Source organism: Micromonospora parathelypteridis, assembly GCF_014201145.1.
In the GTDB taxonomy this organism is placed as follows: Bacteria; Actinomycetota; Actinomycetes; order Mycobacteriales; family Micromonosporaceae; genus Micromonospora; species Micromonospora parathelypteridis.
Genome location: NZ_JACHDP010000001.1, coordinates 115,881 through 133,516 on the forward strand (window position 1 = coordinate 115,881; position 17,636 = coordinate 133,516).

The following is a 17,636-nucleotide window of genomic DNA, read 5'->3' on the forward strand; positions in this document are numbered from 1 at the left end:
CGAGCCAGTGGATATCGACGACGAGGACAATCAGGGGTGGGGCCTCGCTGACGCGATCGAGGCCCTCAAGGCCGACCTGGCGGCAGCCGCCGTCACGCGGACCAGCTATCCGAAGTTTCCGGTGACGTCGGCGACGGTCGAGTTGAAGGTCGTCGCGACGCGCAGCAAGACCGGCAAGGCCGGGTTCAAGGTGCCGTTCATCCACACCGAACTGGGCGGCGAACTGGGTCACACAAATGAGGTCCTCAGCACCATCACCGTGCAACTCGGAGCTCCCGTGGATGCTGTGGGCAAGCAGGTGAGCATCTCGGATTCGGCTGACGAGTTGAAGCGGTGAGGCGATCCGTAGCTTACGTCGATGCAAGCCGCAGAACGTGTCCTCGGGATAGCCGCCGATAGAGGAGCTGGCCATCCCGACGGCCGATATGGTTTCGGATCCGGCTTCCTTGTCTCCGGCCGCGCCGTTCTCACCTGCGCACACGTGGTCGCCGGCGCCCAAACGGTGCTGCTGAACGACGCCTTGGGCAACGCGTACACCGGACACGTCGTACACCTGGGCGACCCACGCCCACCAGGCACGGGGATAGCTTCCGACCTGGCCATTGTCGATATCGACGACCCTGCGGTGGATGCTCCACCCTTTCCGCTCGCCGAGATCGACCGCACCGGGATGGGGTCGCTGGAGTCGGTGCGCGTCGTGGGTTGGCCTCAGTTCATGGACAGTCCGAACGGGCACGACCGGAGCACCTACTCCGCGGTGGGCAAGATCGAGGACATGACCCGGCGGCGTGAAGGGCTGCTACGTGTCGACGTCAGCGGCAGCTCTCCGGCTAATGTCGAATCGGGATCCCCCTGGCAGGGGTTCTCGGGAGCGCCGGTCCTCGTCGACGGGCACCTGGTCGGGGTCGTGACCACGCACGGCTTGCCGGAAGGTCCCAGCGCACTGACCGCCATACCCCTCGCCACGGCTCTCCCGGACGACTGGTGGCCGGCGTTTGGCGCACGTCGCACCTCACCCCTGCACATGGTGCGACCCGGGCCACCCGGCCCCGCGTGCGTCGTCCACCACCAGACCGTACTGCGATCACTGAGCGGCTATCGGTCCAGCTTGCTCGACGACGTCATGCCGTACGTCGCGCCCGACCCCAAGGCCAGCTGGCACCCTGGCAACATCTGGCAGCGGTTGAGTGCCGAGGACGGCCCGAACGCCATCCTGCTGAATGGACACGGCGGCATCGGAAAGAGCCGCACTCTGCTCGAAGTTGCCGGCTTGGCCGTCGGGCAGAGCTGGACGGTGCTGCACGTGCGCCCAGGGAACGCCGCGGGGGTGGTGGACCACCTGACCGCTGTCGTCCGGTCGAGTTTCGCGCCTGTGCTACTGGTCGTCGACTACCTCAACCAGAGCATGGCCAAGGACCTCGACCTCCCGCAGCTGCACGCCCTGATCCAGCAGAACCGACGCGGCTCCAGCCCGCACCTTGCCATTCTCGCCAGCGCCCGTACGGGCTGGTTGCTCACACCGGCCCACGCCCGCGGCGTTGCCGCCCTCGAGCAGATCCAGCTCGAGCCCGAGGCCGAGGACCTGCGAGCCATCTGCGCATCCCTGGTGCAGGCCGTCGCCCCCGTGGCCACCAAGAAACTGGGTGTGGACACCATGCTGGGGTACACCGACAGCGTTCGGCCCATCCTCACGCTCCTGGTGGCGCGGCAGATCGAGAATCGGGTCATCCGGAATCTGCCGGTGCTTCCGCGCGCCACCATGGACGCCCACGACCTCCGGCAATGGCTGGAGCTTCGCCTCGACGAGGACGGCCTCGTGCCACGGCTCGACTCGTCCGAGAGTTTGTGGGGCCCGCAGGTGGAGGTCCACATCCGGGCGGCGGCAGCCGTATTCCTCGCCACGCCGGGCGACGAGCCGGCGCTCGTGGAGGCTGCGTCGCACATCTTCAACGAAGGTGCGACGGCGGCGAATCTGCTGCATCTGCTCATCAGGATGGGCTGGCTCGTCAGCAGTGACGACGTCCTCGACTCCGTACACGACGTCGTCACGGACTTCCTGGTCACCGGAGTCGTGTTCTGGAGCACCACTGGCGCCCCGCGCCCGGCATTGACCGCACAACTCTTGGACGCCGTCGGCCGGCGGCCGGCCTCCCTGGAGCACGCGCTCGTCGCGCTCGGCCGGCTCGCGGACGACATCGACAATGGGGATCGCGCGGCCGACCTGATTGGTGAGATCAACCGTTGGTTCGGAGAACATCGCGAACCGGTGGTTCAACTGCTCCTGCGGGACCCGCGGATCGGTGCCCGGACGGCAGCGGTGCTGGTGAGCAGCGGCATGCTCACGACGGCCTGGAAGACGTACTGGGACCACGCGTTCAGCCCTCTGCTGACGACGCTTGGCCGCGCGCCGGAGGCCTTCTCCCTTTTACTGGCCGCGGTGCGTGACGTGCCCCCCAAAAGCCGGGACGTCGCCGCTGAGTTGGCCGATCACACGCTCGCCTGGCTCACCGGACGCTCGTTGGCCGGGGTGGAACAGCTCCTCCGGCTGCTACTCCTCCGCGACGATCTCCCCGCGGACCGAGCCAGGGCCGCTGTGCGGTTGGCCAACGAATGGCTGCGCCACCACTCCCGCGACGTTCGATCCGACTTCCTCCTCAGGTGCGCGCTGAGGCGCGACGTCGTGGATCACGAGGCGGATCCCGACCTCGAACGACTCACCGGTTTCGCCCTGGAGTGGCTGGCCGCGAACGGCACGCAACTGAGAGCGACCTATCTGCTGCGAGCTATGAGCAGGGTCAGACACCTGCCCACCGCCGCCGTCGTGCCGCTCGTCACCCGCGCACTGTCCTGGCTGGGCAGCTACGGCGAGACCATCGAAGCGACCTATGTGCTGCCGGGTTTCCTCAACCAAACGGCGGTACCGCAGGAACGGGTCCCCGACTTTGTCAAAGCGGCCCGAACCTGGCTCGCGCATTCCAGTACGCGGCCGGAAGCCCGCTACGTTCTGGCGCACCTGCTGACCCGCCAGGACCTCGACGCCACAGTCGTTGCGGAAACGTTCGATCACGTGCGGGAGTGGGTCGAGCAGAACTCGGACGATCCCACTGCTGACTACCTGATCCGACGCGCATTGGCACACCCCGCACTGCCGTCGGAAATGACTACGGTCGTTTGCGCGACCGCGTCCAAATGGTTGTCGAACTACGGGATCCTCGAGACGGCGAACTATCTTCTGCAGGTGCTCGTTCCCGCCGACGGGCTACCCGAAGAGCTGCGCGCCACCACGTTCACCACCGCACAGAACTGGCTGCGAACGCACGGCCAACACCTCGACTCGGCCCACCTCCTGCAGGTACTCATCCCCGCCAACGGGCTACCCAGAGAGCTGCGCGCCACCACGTTCACCACCGCCCAGGCCTGGCTGGAAACGCACGGCCAACACCTCACCGCAAACTTCCTCCTGCAGGTGCTCGTTCCCGCCAAAGGGCTGCCCGACGAGCTGCGCGTCGCCACGTTCACCACCGCACAGAACTGGCTGCAAACGCACGGCACACACCTCGACTCGGCCCACCTCCTGCAGGTGCTCATCCCCGCCAACGGGCTACCCAGAGAGCTGCGCGCCACCGCGTTCACCACCGCACAGACCTGGCTGCACACCCACGGCACACACCTCACCGCGAACTACCTTCTACAGCTGCTCATCCCCGTCAAAGGGCTGCCCGACGAGCTGCGCACCACCACGTTCACCACCGCACAGACCTGGCTGCAAACGCACGGCCAACACCTCGGCACGAATTACCTCCTGCAGCTGCTCATCGCCGCCAAGGAGCTGCCCGAAGAGCTGCGCACCACCACGTTCACCACCGCACAGGCCTGGCTGCAAACGCACAGCGAGCACCTCAGCACGAACTTCCTCCTGCAGGTGCTCATCCCCGCCAAGGAGCTGCCCGAAGAGCTGCGCACCACCACGTTCACCACCGCACAGACCTGGCTGCACACCCACGGCACACACCTCGACGCGCGGCACCTGCTGGAAACGTTGCTGCGGGCCGACGGGCTGCCCGAGGGGTTGCGCCGCACCACGTTCACCACCACACAGGCCTGGCTCCAGACGCACCGCGAGCACCCCACCGCGAACTACCTCCTCCAGGTGCTCGTCCCCGCGAACGGGCTGCCAAAGAAGCTGCGCACCACCACGTTCACCACCGCACAGACCTGGCTGCACACCCACGGCACACATCTCGACGCGCGGCACCTGCTGGAAACGATGCTGCAAACCGACGGGCTGCCCGACGGGTTGCGCGGCACCGCGTTCACCACCGCGCGAACCTGGCTACACACCCACGGCACACACCTCACCGCGCAATACCTGCTCCAGGTGCTCGTCCTCGCCAAAGAGCTGCCCGAAGAGCTGCGCACCACCACGTTCACCACCGCACAGACCTGGCTGCCCATCCACGGCACACACGTCACCGCGCGGCACCTGCTGGAAGCGCTGCTGGAAGCCGACGTCGTTCCGGCCGCGGTTCGGGAGTCGGCCGTCAACGCGGCGGCAGCCTGGCTGGACCTGTGGTGGCAGAGGGCGGCGGCCGTGGGGGTCCTACGCGCACTACTCCGGGTTGAGCCGCCGAGCAACGATGCTCTGGACGTCCATAACGGTGAGAATGTTCCGAGCGCCAGGGTGATCGAGCGGGCACTGCAATGGCTGTCGCGTTTCGGACTCTCCACGGAGGCTCGTTCGGTCATCGAGCCCTTGCTGCGGTCTCGTGCTCTGCACGAGCAGGCACGCCAACAGGTGCTCCGAACTGCGGTGGTCTGGCTGAACGAGCAGGCAGATTCGGATCGTGCTTGCGACATCATCCGCGAGGTCCTGGACAGTTCGGACCTGCCGGAGGATCTTCTGGTCGACGCGATCGAAGCGGCTCGGACCTGGCTGACGCGACCGGAGGTCGACTATTTTCGAGCCCGACACCTCATCGCGGCGCTATTTCGGCGGCAGTCGGAACACCCGGACAGGGTCCGGGCGATCACCTCCCCATACCTGATCGTCGTTGAGCGTGGAATCGACGCGGCCCAGGCCCGCCATGCACTCTTCGTCTATCTCACCGAACCAAACCTGGATCGCGAGGTCCGGGAGACGGTTCTCCGCCTCACTCGCGAGTGGTTGGTGCGGTTTGCCGAGCAACCCTCTGCTCACCTCGTCCTCGCCGCCACGGCAGCACGCGGCGATCTGACCACGGACGAGGCAGGGTGGTTCGAGTACTGCGTGCGAACGTGGCTGGGCAGAAATGCACAGGAGCCGCGCGCGCGGCCACTCGCCCAAGCGCTGCTCGACGGCGCGCTGACGTTCCCACCGGCGCTGCACCAGGAACTGACCGAAACTGCGCAGATCAGCAGCGACGACTCCGATGATCGCAGTGCCGGACCTGACACCCGTCAACCCGCAAGCGTGAAAACCCAGCGTCCGTCGCCCCGACAGTCTGGAGCACTCCGCAGCGCGGACTGAGGTCAGCCGACCCGGGCATCTTCGGCCAACGCGGCCGCCTCGGGCGCGGGGTCAGCTGTCCGCCTGGGCAGCAGGAGTGGGGTGGCGAGCAGGAGTACGCCGGACATGGTGATCGCGGCGAGCGGGCTGGTGAGGGTGGCGAGAATGCCCCAGACGACCATCAGAGCGGCCTGGAGGAGTTTGCCGGCGGCACTCCAGGTGCTGAGGATCCGGGCGGTGTGGCCTGCGGGAGTCCGTTGCAGGCGTTCGGTCGCGTAGATCGGGTTGAAGATGCCCATGCACGTGATCAGCAGGCCCTCGACGACGATCACGGTGATGAGTCCGGGAATGCCGGGTTGGACGAACGCGAGACCGAGGGGGAAGAGCGACCGGAGCCAACCGGAGATGGTCATGATCCGGTGCCGGCCGTAGCGGGTCACGAGCCGCGCGGACAGTCGGGCGCCCACGAAGCCGCCGAGTGCGGGGATGCCGAACGCGAGACCGTACTGCCAGGCCGGAAAGTGGTACTGGCCCAGCAGAAGGACGGCCAGGACCGGGACGGTGGCCATGATGAGGCCGCCGACCAGGACCGAGTTGAGGAACAGACCCTTCAGTACGGGGTCGCGCAGGATGAACCGCCAGCCGTCGAGAAGATCTGCCCCGCGCAGCCGGGTGATCCGGTCGCGGGGTGCTGCGACGTCGCCGCCGCGGATGCGGAGGACCCCGAGCGCGGACAGCAGGTAGCTGAAGGCGTCGGCCATGATCGTGACGACCGGGCCGAGCAACCCGATCAGGGCGCCGCCGAGGGGTGGGCCCGCCGCGGTCGCCACCCAGTTCGTGCCCTCGAATCTGCCGTTCGCCGCCAGGAGATGCTCACCACGGACGAGATACTTCAGGTACGCGCCGGACGCGGCGGCGAAGGTGATGCTCGCGGTTCCGGAGATGACTGAGACAACCAGCAGTTGGCCGTACGACAGTGAGCCGAGGACGTACGCGATCGGGACACTCGCCATCGCGGCGAACCGGATCAGGTCCATCCCGATCATCACCGGGCGCTTGGCGCGGTGCTCCACCCACGGTCCGAGCGAGAAGGCGACAATTGCCGCAACGGCGAGCCCGGCCGCCTCCAGGAGCGAGACGGCGAACGCCGACGAGTGCAGCACCTGGACCGCGAGCAGCGGGAACGCGCCGAAAGCGATCCACGTGCCGTACGTGCTGACGGCGTAGGCCGACCACAGCCAACCGAAGTTGCGTCCCAACCGTACGCGCATGCGACTCCCTCGCGACAACCGATGTTCGGGTCTCCGCATCCCACTGCACCGGTCGGCTCAGGATCAAACAACCGACCCCGGGCGAGTCACAACCATCGGTTGTGCGCCTGCATAATGGTCCGGTGGATACCGAGGCGGTGCGATCGTTCGTCCGCGCGGCCGAGCTCGGGCAGCTGCAACATGCCGCCGACGAGCTCGGCGTGACGCAACAGGCCGTGTCGAAGCGGATCGCCACTCTCGAACGCGACCTCGGCGTCCGGCTGTTCACGCGTACCGCCCGAGGGGTCGAGCTGACACTCGACGGCCAGGCTCTTCTCCCGCACGCCCGGGACGTCGTCGCGGGCGTCGATCGCGGCATGGCCGCGATCAGACCAGGCTCGCGGACCCTTCGGATCGACGTCCTCGGCCTACGGTCCGCACAGGCCGTCGTCCTGCACGACTACTGGCGGTCGCATCCCGAAACCGACCTCGACGTGGTGACCCTCCGGGTCGACGACCCACGCGCGGCGGTCGCCGCCGTCCAGGCGGGTGACATCGACGCCTCGTTCCGCTCGGTCACCGACCCGGCCACACTGCCGAGCGACGTGCACATGATCCACGCGTTCGACTCCCCGACGGAGCTGCTCGTCGGCCCGAGGCATCCGCTCGCCTCCGCACGAACGCTGACACCAGCCCAACTGCGCCGACACCGGATCTGGGTGCCGGGCATCGCGCCGCGAAGCGAATGGGCAGACTTCTACGATCAGCTCGCCACCGCCTTCGATCTTCGCGTGGACGCGGCGGGCCCGAACTTCGGCAACGAGGTGCTCCTCGACATCCTCGCCGACTCCGCCGACGTGGCAACCCTCGTCGGCTCACGCGACCGGTACATCTGGCCCACGAACCACGACCTACGTCGCATCCCGATCGTGAAGCCGACGCTGGCCTACCCGCTCTCGCTCATCCTCCCCCGAGCGAATCCACACCCCGGGCTCCAGGCGGTCATCGACCACTTCGCGAGCCTGGCACCGCTGCCCACGACGACCTGGCGCCCGACCTGGGCGACGACACCACGCCACCGCGAGGGAGCCGTCGAACACCACCGACGTTGACGGTCAATTGCCGCAGCGCGCCTGCGGGTCGGTGGTGGATCTCAGCGGATGCGGTGCGCTCCGCGTCGACCAGTGTGTCGCCGGCATTCGTGGGATCGTTCGTCTGATCGGCGGCAGAAGCGGATAGCGGCAAGCAGATCGCATGGCACGGCACGCGTGGACGTCGATATGCTCGTGTAGGTGCGGCACGATGACGATCATGGGCGCGCCGATCCGCACATGTTCGTCCTGAAAGCGACGTAGCACGGATCCTTCAATCCACGCAGGGCCACCGAAGGGGCCGTGCCCAGAGTGGACACCTGCGCAGACGTCCCTGATCTTCTCAGTAGGGCGTTAACGATCTTCACCGTCGAGCGCGAGCGAAGTATGACCGCACGAAGGGGATGGGTATGGGCTGGATCGCGGTGGTTGGAACCTTGGCCGGGACCGTCATTGGGATGATCGGAACGATCGCTGGCCAACGAGTGGCTGCCAGCGCGGCGGAATCCCGCGAGCGACTCCAGCGCCGTGCAGCTCTACGTGGCGAGCGCAAAATCGCGGTCGACGCCTTCCTCGAGGCCGCCCAAGAAACCGAGGTGGCGGCCGCCAATCGCAAATCCCTTTCCGACAAGGAGAAGGATCACGTCGCTAAGCAACTGTGGTCTCGCCACAAGCAACTTACGTTGATTTGTTCGGACGAACTCAGCACTGCGGCAGACAATCTTGCGAACGAGCTCGGCCACTGCCTGTGGCAGGGCGCGCCTGACGGGCAGCGGGTTTATGAGGCTATCGGAGAGCAGACACGTCTGTTCCGGCAAGCCGCGAAGGCCGAGTTGACGTGGTCAGAGCAATGAGCAGCTCGGCGCCGGACTCACCGTCATCGACATAGGCGGATGGCCGTCGCCCGGGCCAGTCGGTCAGGCCGTTCCAGCACCGCCGATGTCCTCGATCAGGGAACCGGCACCGCACACGCCCTGGCCTGCGCAGCCGCTCAGGGCTTGCGGGCCACCGCGCCGTAGATGGAGGCGTCGGCCAGGGGCGGCCGCTGCTCCGGTGGCACCTGCGGCCGCCACTCGGCGACCGGAACGATGCCCGGCTCGGCCAGCTCCAGACCGGCGAAGAAGCGGGCGAACTCGGCGCGGTCGCGAGGCACGGCGTCCTGCTTCATTCGGCCGGCCGCGAACTCGGCCTCCATCCGTTTGACGATCTCGGTGGGGATGTGGTCGGTGGTGAAGTGGGTCAGCGCCAGCCAACTCCCGGAGGGCAGCGCGTCGAGCAGCCGGGCAACCTGCTCGTGTGGGCGGTCGTCGTCGGTGAGGAAGTGCGTCACGGCGACCAGCACCAGGGCCACCGGCCGGGACAGGTCCAGTGTGGCGTGCAGCTGCGGGTCGGCGAGGATCTGCTCCGGTGCGCGCAGGTCGGCGTCCAGGTAGGCGGTGGCGCCGGCCGGGTTGCTGGTCAGCAGTGCGCGGGCGTGGACCAGCACCATCGGGTCGTTGTCGACGTAGACCACGTGGGCCTCGGGGGCGACCGACTGGGCGACCTCGTGGGTGTTGTCGGCGCTCGGGATGCCCGTGCCGACGTCGAGGAACTGCCGGACTCCAGCCTCCTCGGCGAGGAACCGCACCGCCCGGCCGAGGAAGGCCCGGTTCTCCCGTGCGAGGGTGCGCACGCCCGGGTAGACGGCGGCGATCTGGTCGCCGGACTCCCGGTCGACGGCGAAATTGTCCTTGCCGCCGAGCCAGTAGTTGTAGCGGCGGGCCGGGTGCACGGTCGTGGTGTCGATCGGCTCGACACCACGGCTTTCGGACAGATCCGAGGTGGATGGCACCGTCACGAGACCTCCCCAGGTCAACCGGCTACGCCGCCGCATGGCTCGACGCCCACCCGGACCATGGTAGGTGCTCCCCGTGGCGGCGCGGTGCCCGTCGCTCGTCGGGACCGGCGGACCGCGCGCGGGTGCCGCCCGAGCAGGAAACCGCTTACCAGGCGGCTATTGACGGTCATCACTGGCTGTCAGTACCGTGATGCGGGCAGTGTGAAAGCGCTTTCCGACCCTCACCGTCCGACAGGGAGCGCCCCCATGCCCCGATACCTCCGTGCGTTCTGCCTCGCCCTGCTCGCCGTCGCCACCGTGGTGAGCACCACCACCGCCCTGCCCGCCGAGGCCGCCCCCCGCTTCCGGGTGCTGGTCTTCTCCAAGATCACCAACTTCTACCATGACTCGATCCCGGCCGGCGTCGCCGCGATCCAGCAGCTCGGCACCACCCACAACTTCGAGGTCGTCGCCACCACCGACGCGGCCGCGTTCACCGACGCCAACCTCGCCACCTTCGACGCCCTGGTCTTCAACAACACCAACTCCACCCCGGCCTCCGGTGATCTGCTCAACGCCAGCCAGCGGGCGGCGTTGCAGACGTTCATCCGCAACGGCGGCGGCTGGGCCGGCCTGCACGCTGCCTCGGCCAGCGAACGTGACTGGCCGTGGTACGAGGGCCTGGTCGGCACGATCTTCGACTACCACCCCGATTTCTCCGCCACCGGCGGCACCTTCCCCGGCCGGGTCAAGGTGCTCGACCGGGCGCACCCCTCGACGCGCAACCTGCCGGAGCTCTGGGAGCAGAGTGAGGAGTGGTACAACTGGCGGACCAACCCGACCGGCAACGTGCACACCCTCGCGCAGATCAAGGTTCGCGACGGGATCAACGGGATGGACGAGGGAATCGACCACGCATACTCCTGGTGTCAGCGCTACGACGGCGGCCGGTCCTGGTTCACCGCCGGCGGGCACGCCAGCTCCCGGTTCAGCGAGCCGACGTTCCTGGAGCACCTGCGCTACGGCATCGAGTGGGCCGCCGGTGCGGTCGCCGGCGACTGCTCGGCCACCAAGACCAGCAACTTCGAACGGGTGGGGCTGGTCACCGAGAACCTGGCCGACCCGTTCGAGCTGGCCGTCGCCCCGGACCGGAAGGTCTACTACATCCAGCGCACCGGGGCGCTGAAGGTGGTCAACTCCGACACCCTCCAGGTCACCACGTTGCTGGACTTCGCGTACACCCCGGCGATGACCGACCAGTCCGACGGGCTGCTCGGGATGACCTTGGACCGCAACTTCGCCAGCAACGGCTGGATCTACCTGCTCTGGTCGGACAAGACCCTCAAACAGCTCAACCTGTCCCGGTTCACGGTCGCCAACAACAGCGTCGCGCTCTCCTCGGAGAAACGCCTGCTGGCCATCCCCACCTACCGGGGTGAGGGCCGGGCCAACTCGCACATGGGCGGGTCGCTGGCCATGGACGCCACCGGGCGGCTCTACGCGGCGATCGGCGACAACACCGACCCGTTCGCCTCCAGCGGCTACACCCCGGTCGACGAGCGCGCCGGCCGCGCCGCCTGGGACGCCCAGGGCACCGCCGGCAACACCAACGACCTGCGCGGCAAGATCCTGCGGATCACCCCACAGGCCGACGGTACGTACACCGTGCCCAGCGGCAACCTCTTCCCGGCCGGCACCGCGAAGACCCGGCCGGAGATCTACGCGATGGGCATGCGCAACCCGTTCCGGATCACCATCGAACCGCAGACGAACGCGGTCCTGGTGGCCGACTACGGCCCGGACGCCCGCGCCGCCGACGCCAACCGCGGCCCGGAGGGGACTGTCGAGTTCAACCGGATCACCAGCGCCGGCAACTTCGGCTGGCCGTACTGCGTGGGCAACAACATCCCGTTCAACGACTACAACTTCGCCACCAACACCTCCGGGCCGAAGTTCAACTGCGCCGCGCCGGTCAACAACTCGCCCAACAACACCGGCCTGACCACCCTGCCGGCGGCGAAGTCGGCGCTGGTCTGGTACGCGTACTCCGCCTCCACCCAGTTCCCCGAGCTGGGCACCGGCGGCGGCGGGCCGATGAGTGGCCCGGTCTACGACTACGACCCCGCGAACACCCGCACCACGAAGTTCCCGGAGTACTTCGAGGGCAAGTGGATCACCTACGAGCTCACCCGCAGGTGGTTCAAGACGCTCTCGATCCACAAGACGGCGCAGACCTTCACCAACACCCGCTTCGGTCCCACCGCCGTCGGTGACCTCCAGTCCATCAACGGGATCTTCGGCAACATGAGCTGGATCCAGCCCTTCGAGGCGGAGTTCGGCCCGGACGGCTCGCTCTACGTCATCGACTTCGGCGAGGGCACCGGCAGCGGTCGCGGCGGCAGCAACGCCGGCGCCGGCATCTACCGGATCGACTACGTGGCCAACGGCAGGCCACCGACCGCGAAGATCGCCGCCAACCCGGACAGCGGACGCACGCCGCTCGCGGTGACCTTTTCGTCGGCGGGTTCGACCGCCGGTGACGGGTCGGCACTCAGCTACGCCTGGGACTTCACCAACGACGGCAGCACCGACTCCACCGCGGCCAACCCGAGCCACACCTACTCGGCGGCCGGAAAGCACACCGCCCGACTGACCGTCCGCAACAGCGGCAACGGGCTGACCGCCACCGCGGTCACCGACGTGGTGGTCGGCAACACCCGACCCACGGTGACCATCACCGTGCCCGACGGCGGGTTCTTCGACTTCGGCGACAAGATCCCGTACACCGTGACGGTGACGGACCCGGAGGACGGCACCATCGACTGCTCGAAGGTGACCGTGCAGACGCAGCTCGGCCACGACTCCCACGCCCACCCGCTGGACGTGTACACCGGTTGCGCGGGGCTGCTGGCCACCGAAGCGGACGCCGGTGACGGGCACGGGCCGGGGCAGAACCTCTACACCGTGGTCACCGCGCAGTACACCGACGGCGGCGCGGCCGGCGGCGTGCCGGCGCTGACCGGTTCCACCCGGGCGCAGCTACAGCCGAAGAGCAAGGAAGCCGAGCACTTCAGCGCCCAGTCCGGCATCACGGTCAACGACCGGGCCACCGCCCGCGCCGGCAAGCGGCTCGGCGAGGTCGACCACAACGACTGGACGGCGTACGGGCCGGTGGACCTGCGCAACGTCGGCTCGGTGACGCTCGGGGTGACCAACGGCGGCCTCGGCGGCACCATCGAGCTGCGGACCGGCTCGCCCACCGGCACGCTGATCGGCTCGGCCGCCATCGGCTCGACCGGCGGGTGGGACAACCTGGTCTCCCCCACCGTCACGCTGACCAACAAGCCCACCGGCACCACCACCCTGTACGCGAAGTTCGTCAACGCCGCCCAGGTCGGTGGCACCCCGGACCTCCTCGCACTGGACTGGCTGCGGTTCAACGGTGCCGGGGTCAAGCAGGAGCCGGGCGGGACGCTGTCCCTGGCCGCCTCCCCGACCGGCGGCACCGCGCCACTGACCACCACGCTCACCGCCACCGCGACAGCACCGTCCGGGCAGAGCATCACCGACTACGCGTGGGACTTCGGCGACAACAGCGCCATCACGCACGGTGCGACGCTGCGGTCGACGGCCCACAGCTACCCCCGCAAGGGAACCTTCACCGCCCGCGTAACGGTCACCTACACCAGCGGAGAAACCCGTTCGGCCAACCTGACCATCACGGTCAGCTGACAGCAGATCGGTGACGGGCGGGCGGGGCTAACCACCCGCCCGTCACCGCCATGACGAGCAGCCTTGATGGCCCGTGTCCCGGCGGCCCAGGCTCGGACGGGGCCTCGGCGGCCTCAACTCGATCGATATCGCCGCGAACCGTCCCACCGTTCCACCAGGCTCGGCCGAGGGATGCCGAAATACGAGTCCGTCCGGCTGCGTGCGGCTCGCCAACCAGTGGTTCTGGACTTGCGGGTCCATTATTTGCGAGTCACAGTCCGATACGGCGCCGAGCACTGGCCCGGCCGTTTCCGGAAGTGACGGGGGAAGACCATGGATTTGCAGCTTGCTGGCAAACGCGCTCTGGTCACGGGCGCGAGCGGCGGTCTCGGCGCGGAGATCGCCGCGATCCTGGCCGCCGAAGGGGTTGCCGTGGTCGTCCACGGGCGCGACCGTGCCCGCACCGAGCAGACCGCCCAGAAGGTCGGCGGTCAGGCCGTCATCGGTGACCTCACCACCGATGACGGCGCCGAGGCGGTGGCTGCCCAAGCCGGAGAGGTGGACATCCTGGTCAACAACGCCGGCACCTACGATCCCACCTCAAGGTGGTCCGACCTGGACGCGGACGCGTGGGCCGACATGTTCAACCTCAACGTGCTCAGCTCCGTCCGTCTGATCCGGCATCTGGTTCCCGCGATGCGGGCCAAGGGGTGGGGCCGGGTCATCCAGATCGGCAGCGTGACCGGTGAGTCGCCGTCGGCGGGGCAGCCACACTATGCGGCCAGCAACGCCGCCCGGCTCAACCTCGCCCGGTCGTTGTCCCGTGATCTCAAGCACACGGGGGTGACCTCCAACGCCATCGCGGCCGGCGCCATCCTGGTCCCGACCACCCGCGAGCACCTCATGGAACTCGGCCGCGAGAACGGGTGGGGTGAGACGTGGGAGGAAGTCGAGCGCAATGCCACCCCGATTCGCGCTGGCACCGACGTCGGCCGCATCGGAAATCCCCGCGAATACGCCGACCTCGTCGCCTACCTGGCCAGCCCGATCTCCGACTACATGACCGGTGCCACCCTCCGGATGGACGGTGGCAGGTACGACCGGTAGCCGCGGCAGACGTCACCGCCCCGCCGTCGTGCCATCAGTGGCTAAGCGACGGTGGGGCGGTGCCCATCGGCACCGCCCCACCGCTCAGGACGGACTACTGCCAGGAACTCTGTTGGGTGTAGACGAGGTTGCCGGGGATGGCCGTTCCGCTGGTGCTCCACTCGGTGTAGGCCCAGAAGTCACCCTCGGGCAACGGCTTGTTCGGCTTCAGGGTGAATCCGACCGTCGAGCCGCGCTCCACCGTGGAGGGGATCGTCAGCGTGGCGCCTGAATACTTGGCGTTTCGGCCGATGATGGCGTGGCTCAACTGGAAGTCGACGACCGGTCCGCCGGGGAACTGCGCGAACACGTACGCGGTGTAGCGCCCCGGCTCGGGCAGGAACTTGTACGCCTGCTCCGCGCTGGTCCAGTACCTGTCACTGCTGTAGATCAGGCTGTCGCCCTTGTACAGGTAGAGGTCCAGGTTCGTGTTCGGGTCGTCGGTGCTGGTTTCGACCACGATGCCGGCAGTGTTGGCTGGCACGGTGAACTCGACCTTCTTCACTCCGGTGGCTTTCGGGTCGAACACGCCGCCGTAGACGCCAGCCGGCATCGAGTACGACTTCCGCTGCACCGGCGTGTAACCGGTGCTGCGACCGGCGATTGGTCCGGTGAAGCCCGGCTGGATCGAGCCGAAGGCACCGTTGGCCATCCGGCCGAACTCCTCGCCGTCGTCACCGTACGGCCGGGGCGTGATTCCCCACGGACGGGCGGCGACCGGAATCCGGGCGCTGTGGGCCTTGCCGCGCCAACCGATGGACCCGGTCGCGTACCGGTCCCAGGCCGCGCTGCCCCGCCGCAGCGTGATGGTCACCGTCGCGGACCTGCCGGGTGACAGCGTCACCGATGCCGGCGACACGGTGACCTTCATGCCGGCCAGGCCGGACACCGACGAACGGTAGGTCTCCGGCGCCTTGCCCACGTTGGTCAGAGTGCGGGTGAGGGTCACCGGGCGGGTCCCGTCGTACTCGCGCAACGAGATGGCCGGCAGGTTGAGCTCCTTGCCGTCCGGCGTGGCCGTCTCGCTGAAGGCGACCAGCTCCGCGGCCGTCGGCTCGATGACCAGTCCCGGGTCCTTGGCCCCGGCCAGGTTGATGAATCCGCTGCCCTGGTCCAGGGGGCTGCTGGTGCCGACCGTGTCGGTGGCGGTGGTGCGCAGCGCCGAGGCGACCGCGCCCGGTGACCACTCTGGGTGCGTGGCACGCAGGACAGCCGCCGCTCCGGCCACGTACGGCGAGGCCATCGAGGTGCCCGAGTACGCGTCGTACTGCCGCCCGAAGTTGCCCGCCGGTGAGACCGCGGCGATGATGTCCGAGCCCGGCGCGACCAGGTCCGGCTTGAGGACGCCGAGGGTCACCTTGTCCGGTCCGGTGGAGGAGAAGTCCGCGACGCTGGGCACGCCCGGGACGCTGGAGCCGTCACCACCGGTGCGCAGAGACACCTTCGCGTCGGTGGGGTGGCGCATCAGATAATTGAAGAGCGTGCCGGCCTGCTTCTCGGTCGGCAGGTAGACCACCGGGAAGTCGAAGATGGAGTTGATCCGGTAGTTGCCGACCGGGTCGAACACCACCATCGCCGCCCCGCCCTTGGCCTTGATCTCGTTGGCGGATCCGAACATGTCGGACAGAGCGCAGGCGACCACCTTGCCCTTGATCTTGGCAGGGTCGAGGCTACCGGGCTCACAGTAGACCGCCCCCAGGTCTGGCGATCCTGCCTGTTCGCCGAAGACCATCGGCCGCGAGGCGTCACCGGGCAGCGCGTCCAGCGAGCCGCCGACCAGCTTCGTGCCGTCGCCCAGCTTGACGGTGGCCTCGTCGAGGTTCGTCACCGCCGCGCCGACCGTGGTCACCCAGGGCGCCGCGTTGCTGATCGCCCCGCTCACGATGCCGGTGTTGCCCGCCGACGCCGCCACGAAGACACCGGCCAGCGAGGCGTTGAGGAAGGCCATGCCGATGGGTGTGTTGGCCTCCCAGTCGCCGAGATCCGAGCCGATCGAGAAGTTCAGGACCTGCACGCCGTCGGCGACGGCCGCGTCGATGCCGGCGATGATGTCCGCGTCGAAGCCCATGCCGCCCCAGAGCACCTTGTAGACGGCGATCTGGGCGTCCGGCGCCACCCCGGAGACCGGGCCGAAGCGCCGACCGTCGATCTCGACGTTCGGGATCGGCAGACCGGCCGCCGTGGACGCGGTGTGCGTACCGTGCCCGGACATGTCGCGGGGGGACAGCATCTCACCCTCGGGCACCGAGCCACCGCCCGCGAGCCAGGTGTCGGCGAAGTACCGGGCGCCGACGATCTTGCCGTTGCAGTGCTCGGCCGCGAAGCCGACACCGGTCTGGCAGGTGCCGTGCCAGGTCGCGGGGGCGGGCATCTTCTTGGCGAACGACGCGCTCTCCGGCCAGATGCCGGTGTCCAGGACGCCGATCACCATGCCCGCGCCCGTGCCGGGGCCAGGCTTCACCGGCTTACCGGCGGGACCACCCGTCGGGGCCTGGTCCGGCGCGGCCGGAGTGGTGGCGGCCGGGGCACCGGGGGTCGGGGCGGTCGGCGGCGCGGTGGGCGGCGGCGTCGGGGTGCCGAGGGCCCGCGAGGCGGTGACCGCGCGGACGCGCTTGTCCGCCCGCAGGGTGGCCGCCTGCTGGGCGGTCAGCTTCGCCGAGAAGCCGTTGAAGGCAGTGGTGTAGACGGCGTTGACCGTGACCCCGGCGGCGGAGACGACGGCCTTGCGCTGCGCGTCGAGATGCCCGCGGTACGCCTGCGACGGCGCCGACGTCACGTCCAACCGGCTTCCTGCCGCCGGGCGGGTCCGGGCCAACCCGGACACACCACCGGCGTACGAGGTCAGAGGTTCCTCGGCCAGTTCGACGACGTACATGCCGGAGCCGGTCTCGTCCACGGCTGCCATCGGGGTGGCCGCCCGGCTGCCGCCGGGTCGGCGGTCGGCCCCGTCGGTCAGGGTGACCTTCCGGTCGGACCCGGCGGTGAAGTAGCCGGCGCTGCTGCCGTTACCCGGTGCACCCGCGGGTGCGGCCGACGCCGTTCCCGCGACGCCGGTGGTTCCGGCGATCAGAGCGACGAACAGCGTCGGTATCGCCAGTCTTCGCAGCCTGTTTCCACTCGTGCCTGTAGCCACGAGG

At 68.5% G+C, this 17,636-nt stretch carries 9 protein-coding genes; 6 read left to right on the top strand and 3 right to left on the bottom strand.

Annotated elements, in window-relative coordinates; translation table 11 throughout:
• Positions 1-7 precede the first annotated feature (7 nt).
• Positions 8-337 (top strand): trypco2 family protein, encoded by a 330-nt coding sequence (locus HNR20_RS00520; RefSeq protein ID WP_184175354.1) that lies wholly within the window; start codon positions 8-10, stop codon positions 335-337.
• A gap of 21 nt (positions 338-358) precedes the next feature.
• Positions 359-5,506, top strand: coding sequence for a S1 family peptidase (locus tag HNR20_RS00525; protein ID WP_184175356.1), 5,148 nt, complete (start codon positions 359-361; stop codon positions 5,504-5,506).
• Positions 5,507-5,508: 2 nt separating this feature from the next.
• Here the strand turns inward: HNR20_RS00525 and HNR20_RS00530 are convergent, their stop codons facing one another.
• Complete coding sequence (locus HNR20_RS00530; protein ID WP_184175357.1) at positions 5,509-6,756, bottom strand: MFS transporter; 1,248 nt, start codon at positions 6,754-6,756, stop codon at positions 5,509-5,511.
• A 122-nt stretch (positions 6,757-6,878) separates the two neighbouring features.
• Between HNR20_RS00530 and HNR20_RS00535 the strand changes: the two genes are divergently transcribed.
• Entirely contained in the window at positions 6,879-7,847 is a 969-nt protein-coding gene (locus tag HNR20_RS00535) for a LysR family transcriptional regulator (RefSeq protein WP_184175359.1), read from the top strand.
• A gap of 389 nt (positions 7,848-8,236) precedes the next feature.
• A complete protein-coding gene (locus HNR20_RS00540) occupies positions 8,237-8,680 on the top strand; it encodes a hypothetical protein (RefSeq protein WP_184175361.1) in 444 nt (147 codons plus the stop codon).
• Positions 8,681-8,817: 137 nt separating this feature from the next.
• Here HNR20_RS00540 and HNR20_RS00545 read toward each other — a convergent pair whose 3' ends face one another.
• Positions 8,818-9,663, bottom strand: a complete 846-nt coding sequence (locus HNR20_RS00545; protein WP_229687403.1) for an SAM-dependent methyltransferase — start codon at positions 9,661-9,663, stop codon at positions 8,818-8,820.
• Between the two features lie 246 nt (positions 9,664-9,909).
• Here HNR20_RS00545 and HNR20_RS00550 point away from each other — a divergent pair, with 246 nt between their 5' ends.
• Both HNR20_RS00550 and HNR20_RS00555 read left to right on the top strand, forming a co-directional pair.
• Positions 9,910-13,374, top strand: a complete 3,465-nt coding sequence (locus tag HNR20_RS00550; RefSeq protein WP_184175365.1) for a ThuA domain-containing protein — start codon at positions 9,910-9,912, stop codon at positions 13,372-13,374.
• Between the two features lie 312 nt (positions 13,375-13,686).
• Positions 13,687-14,460 carry an SDR family NAD(P)-dependent oxidoreductase gene (locus tag HNR20_RS00555; RefSeq protein ID WP_184175367.1) on the top strand — a complete coding sequence of 258 codons (774 nt, stop codon included), beginning with the start codon at positions 13,687-13,689 and terminating at the stop codon, positions 14,458-14,460.
• Between the two features lie 94 nt (positions 14,461-14,554).
• On the opposite strand, the gene HNR20_RS32560 is transcribed toward HNR20_RS00555, so the two are convergent.
• Positions 14,555-17,632 (bottom strand): S8 family serine peptidase, encoded by a 3,078-nt coding sequence (locus HNR20_RS32560; protein WP_184175369.1) that lies wholly within the window; start codon positions 17,630-17,632, stop codon positions 14,555-14,557.
• Positions 17,633-17,636: the final 4 nt, after the last annotated feature.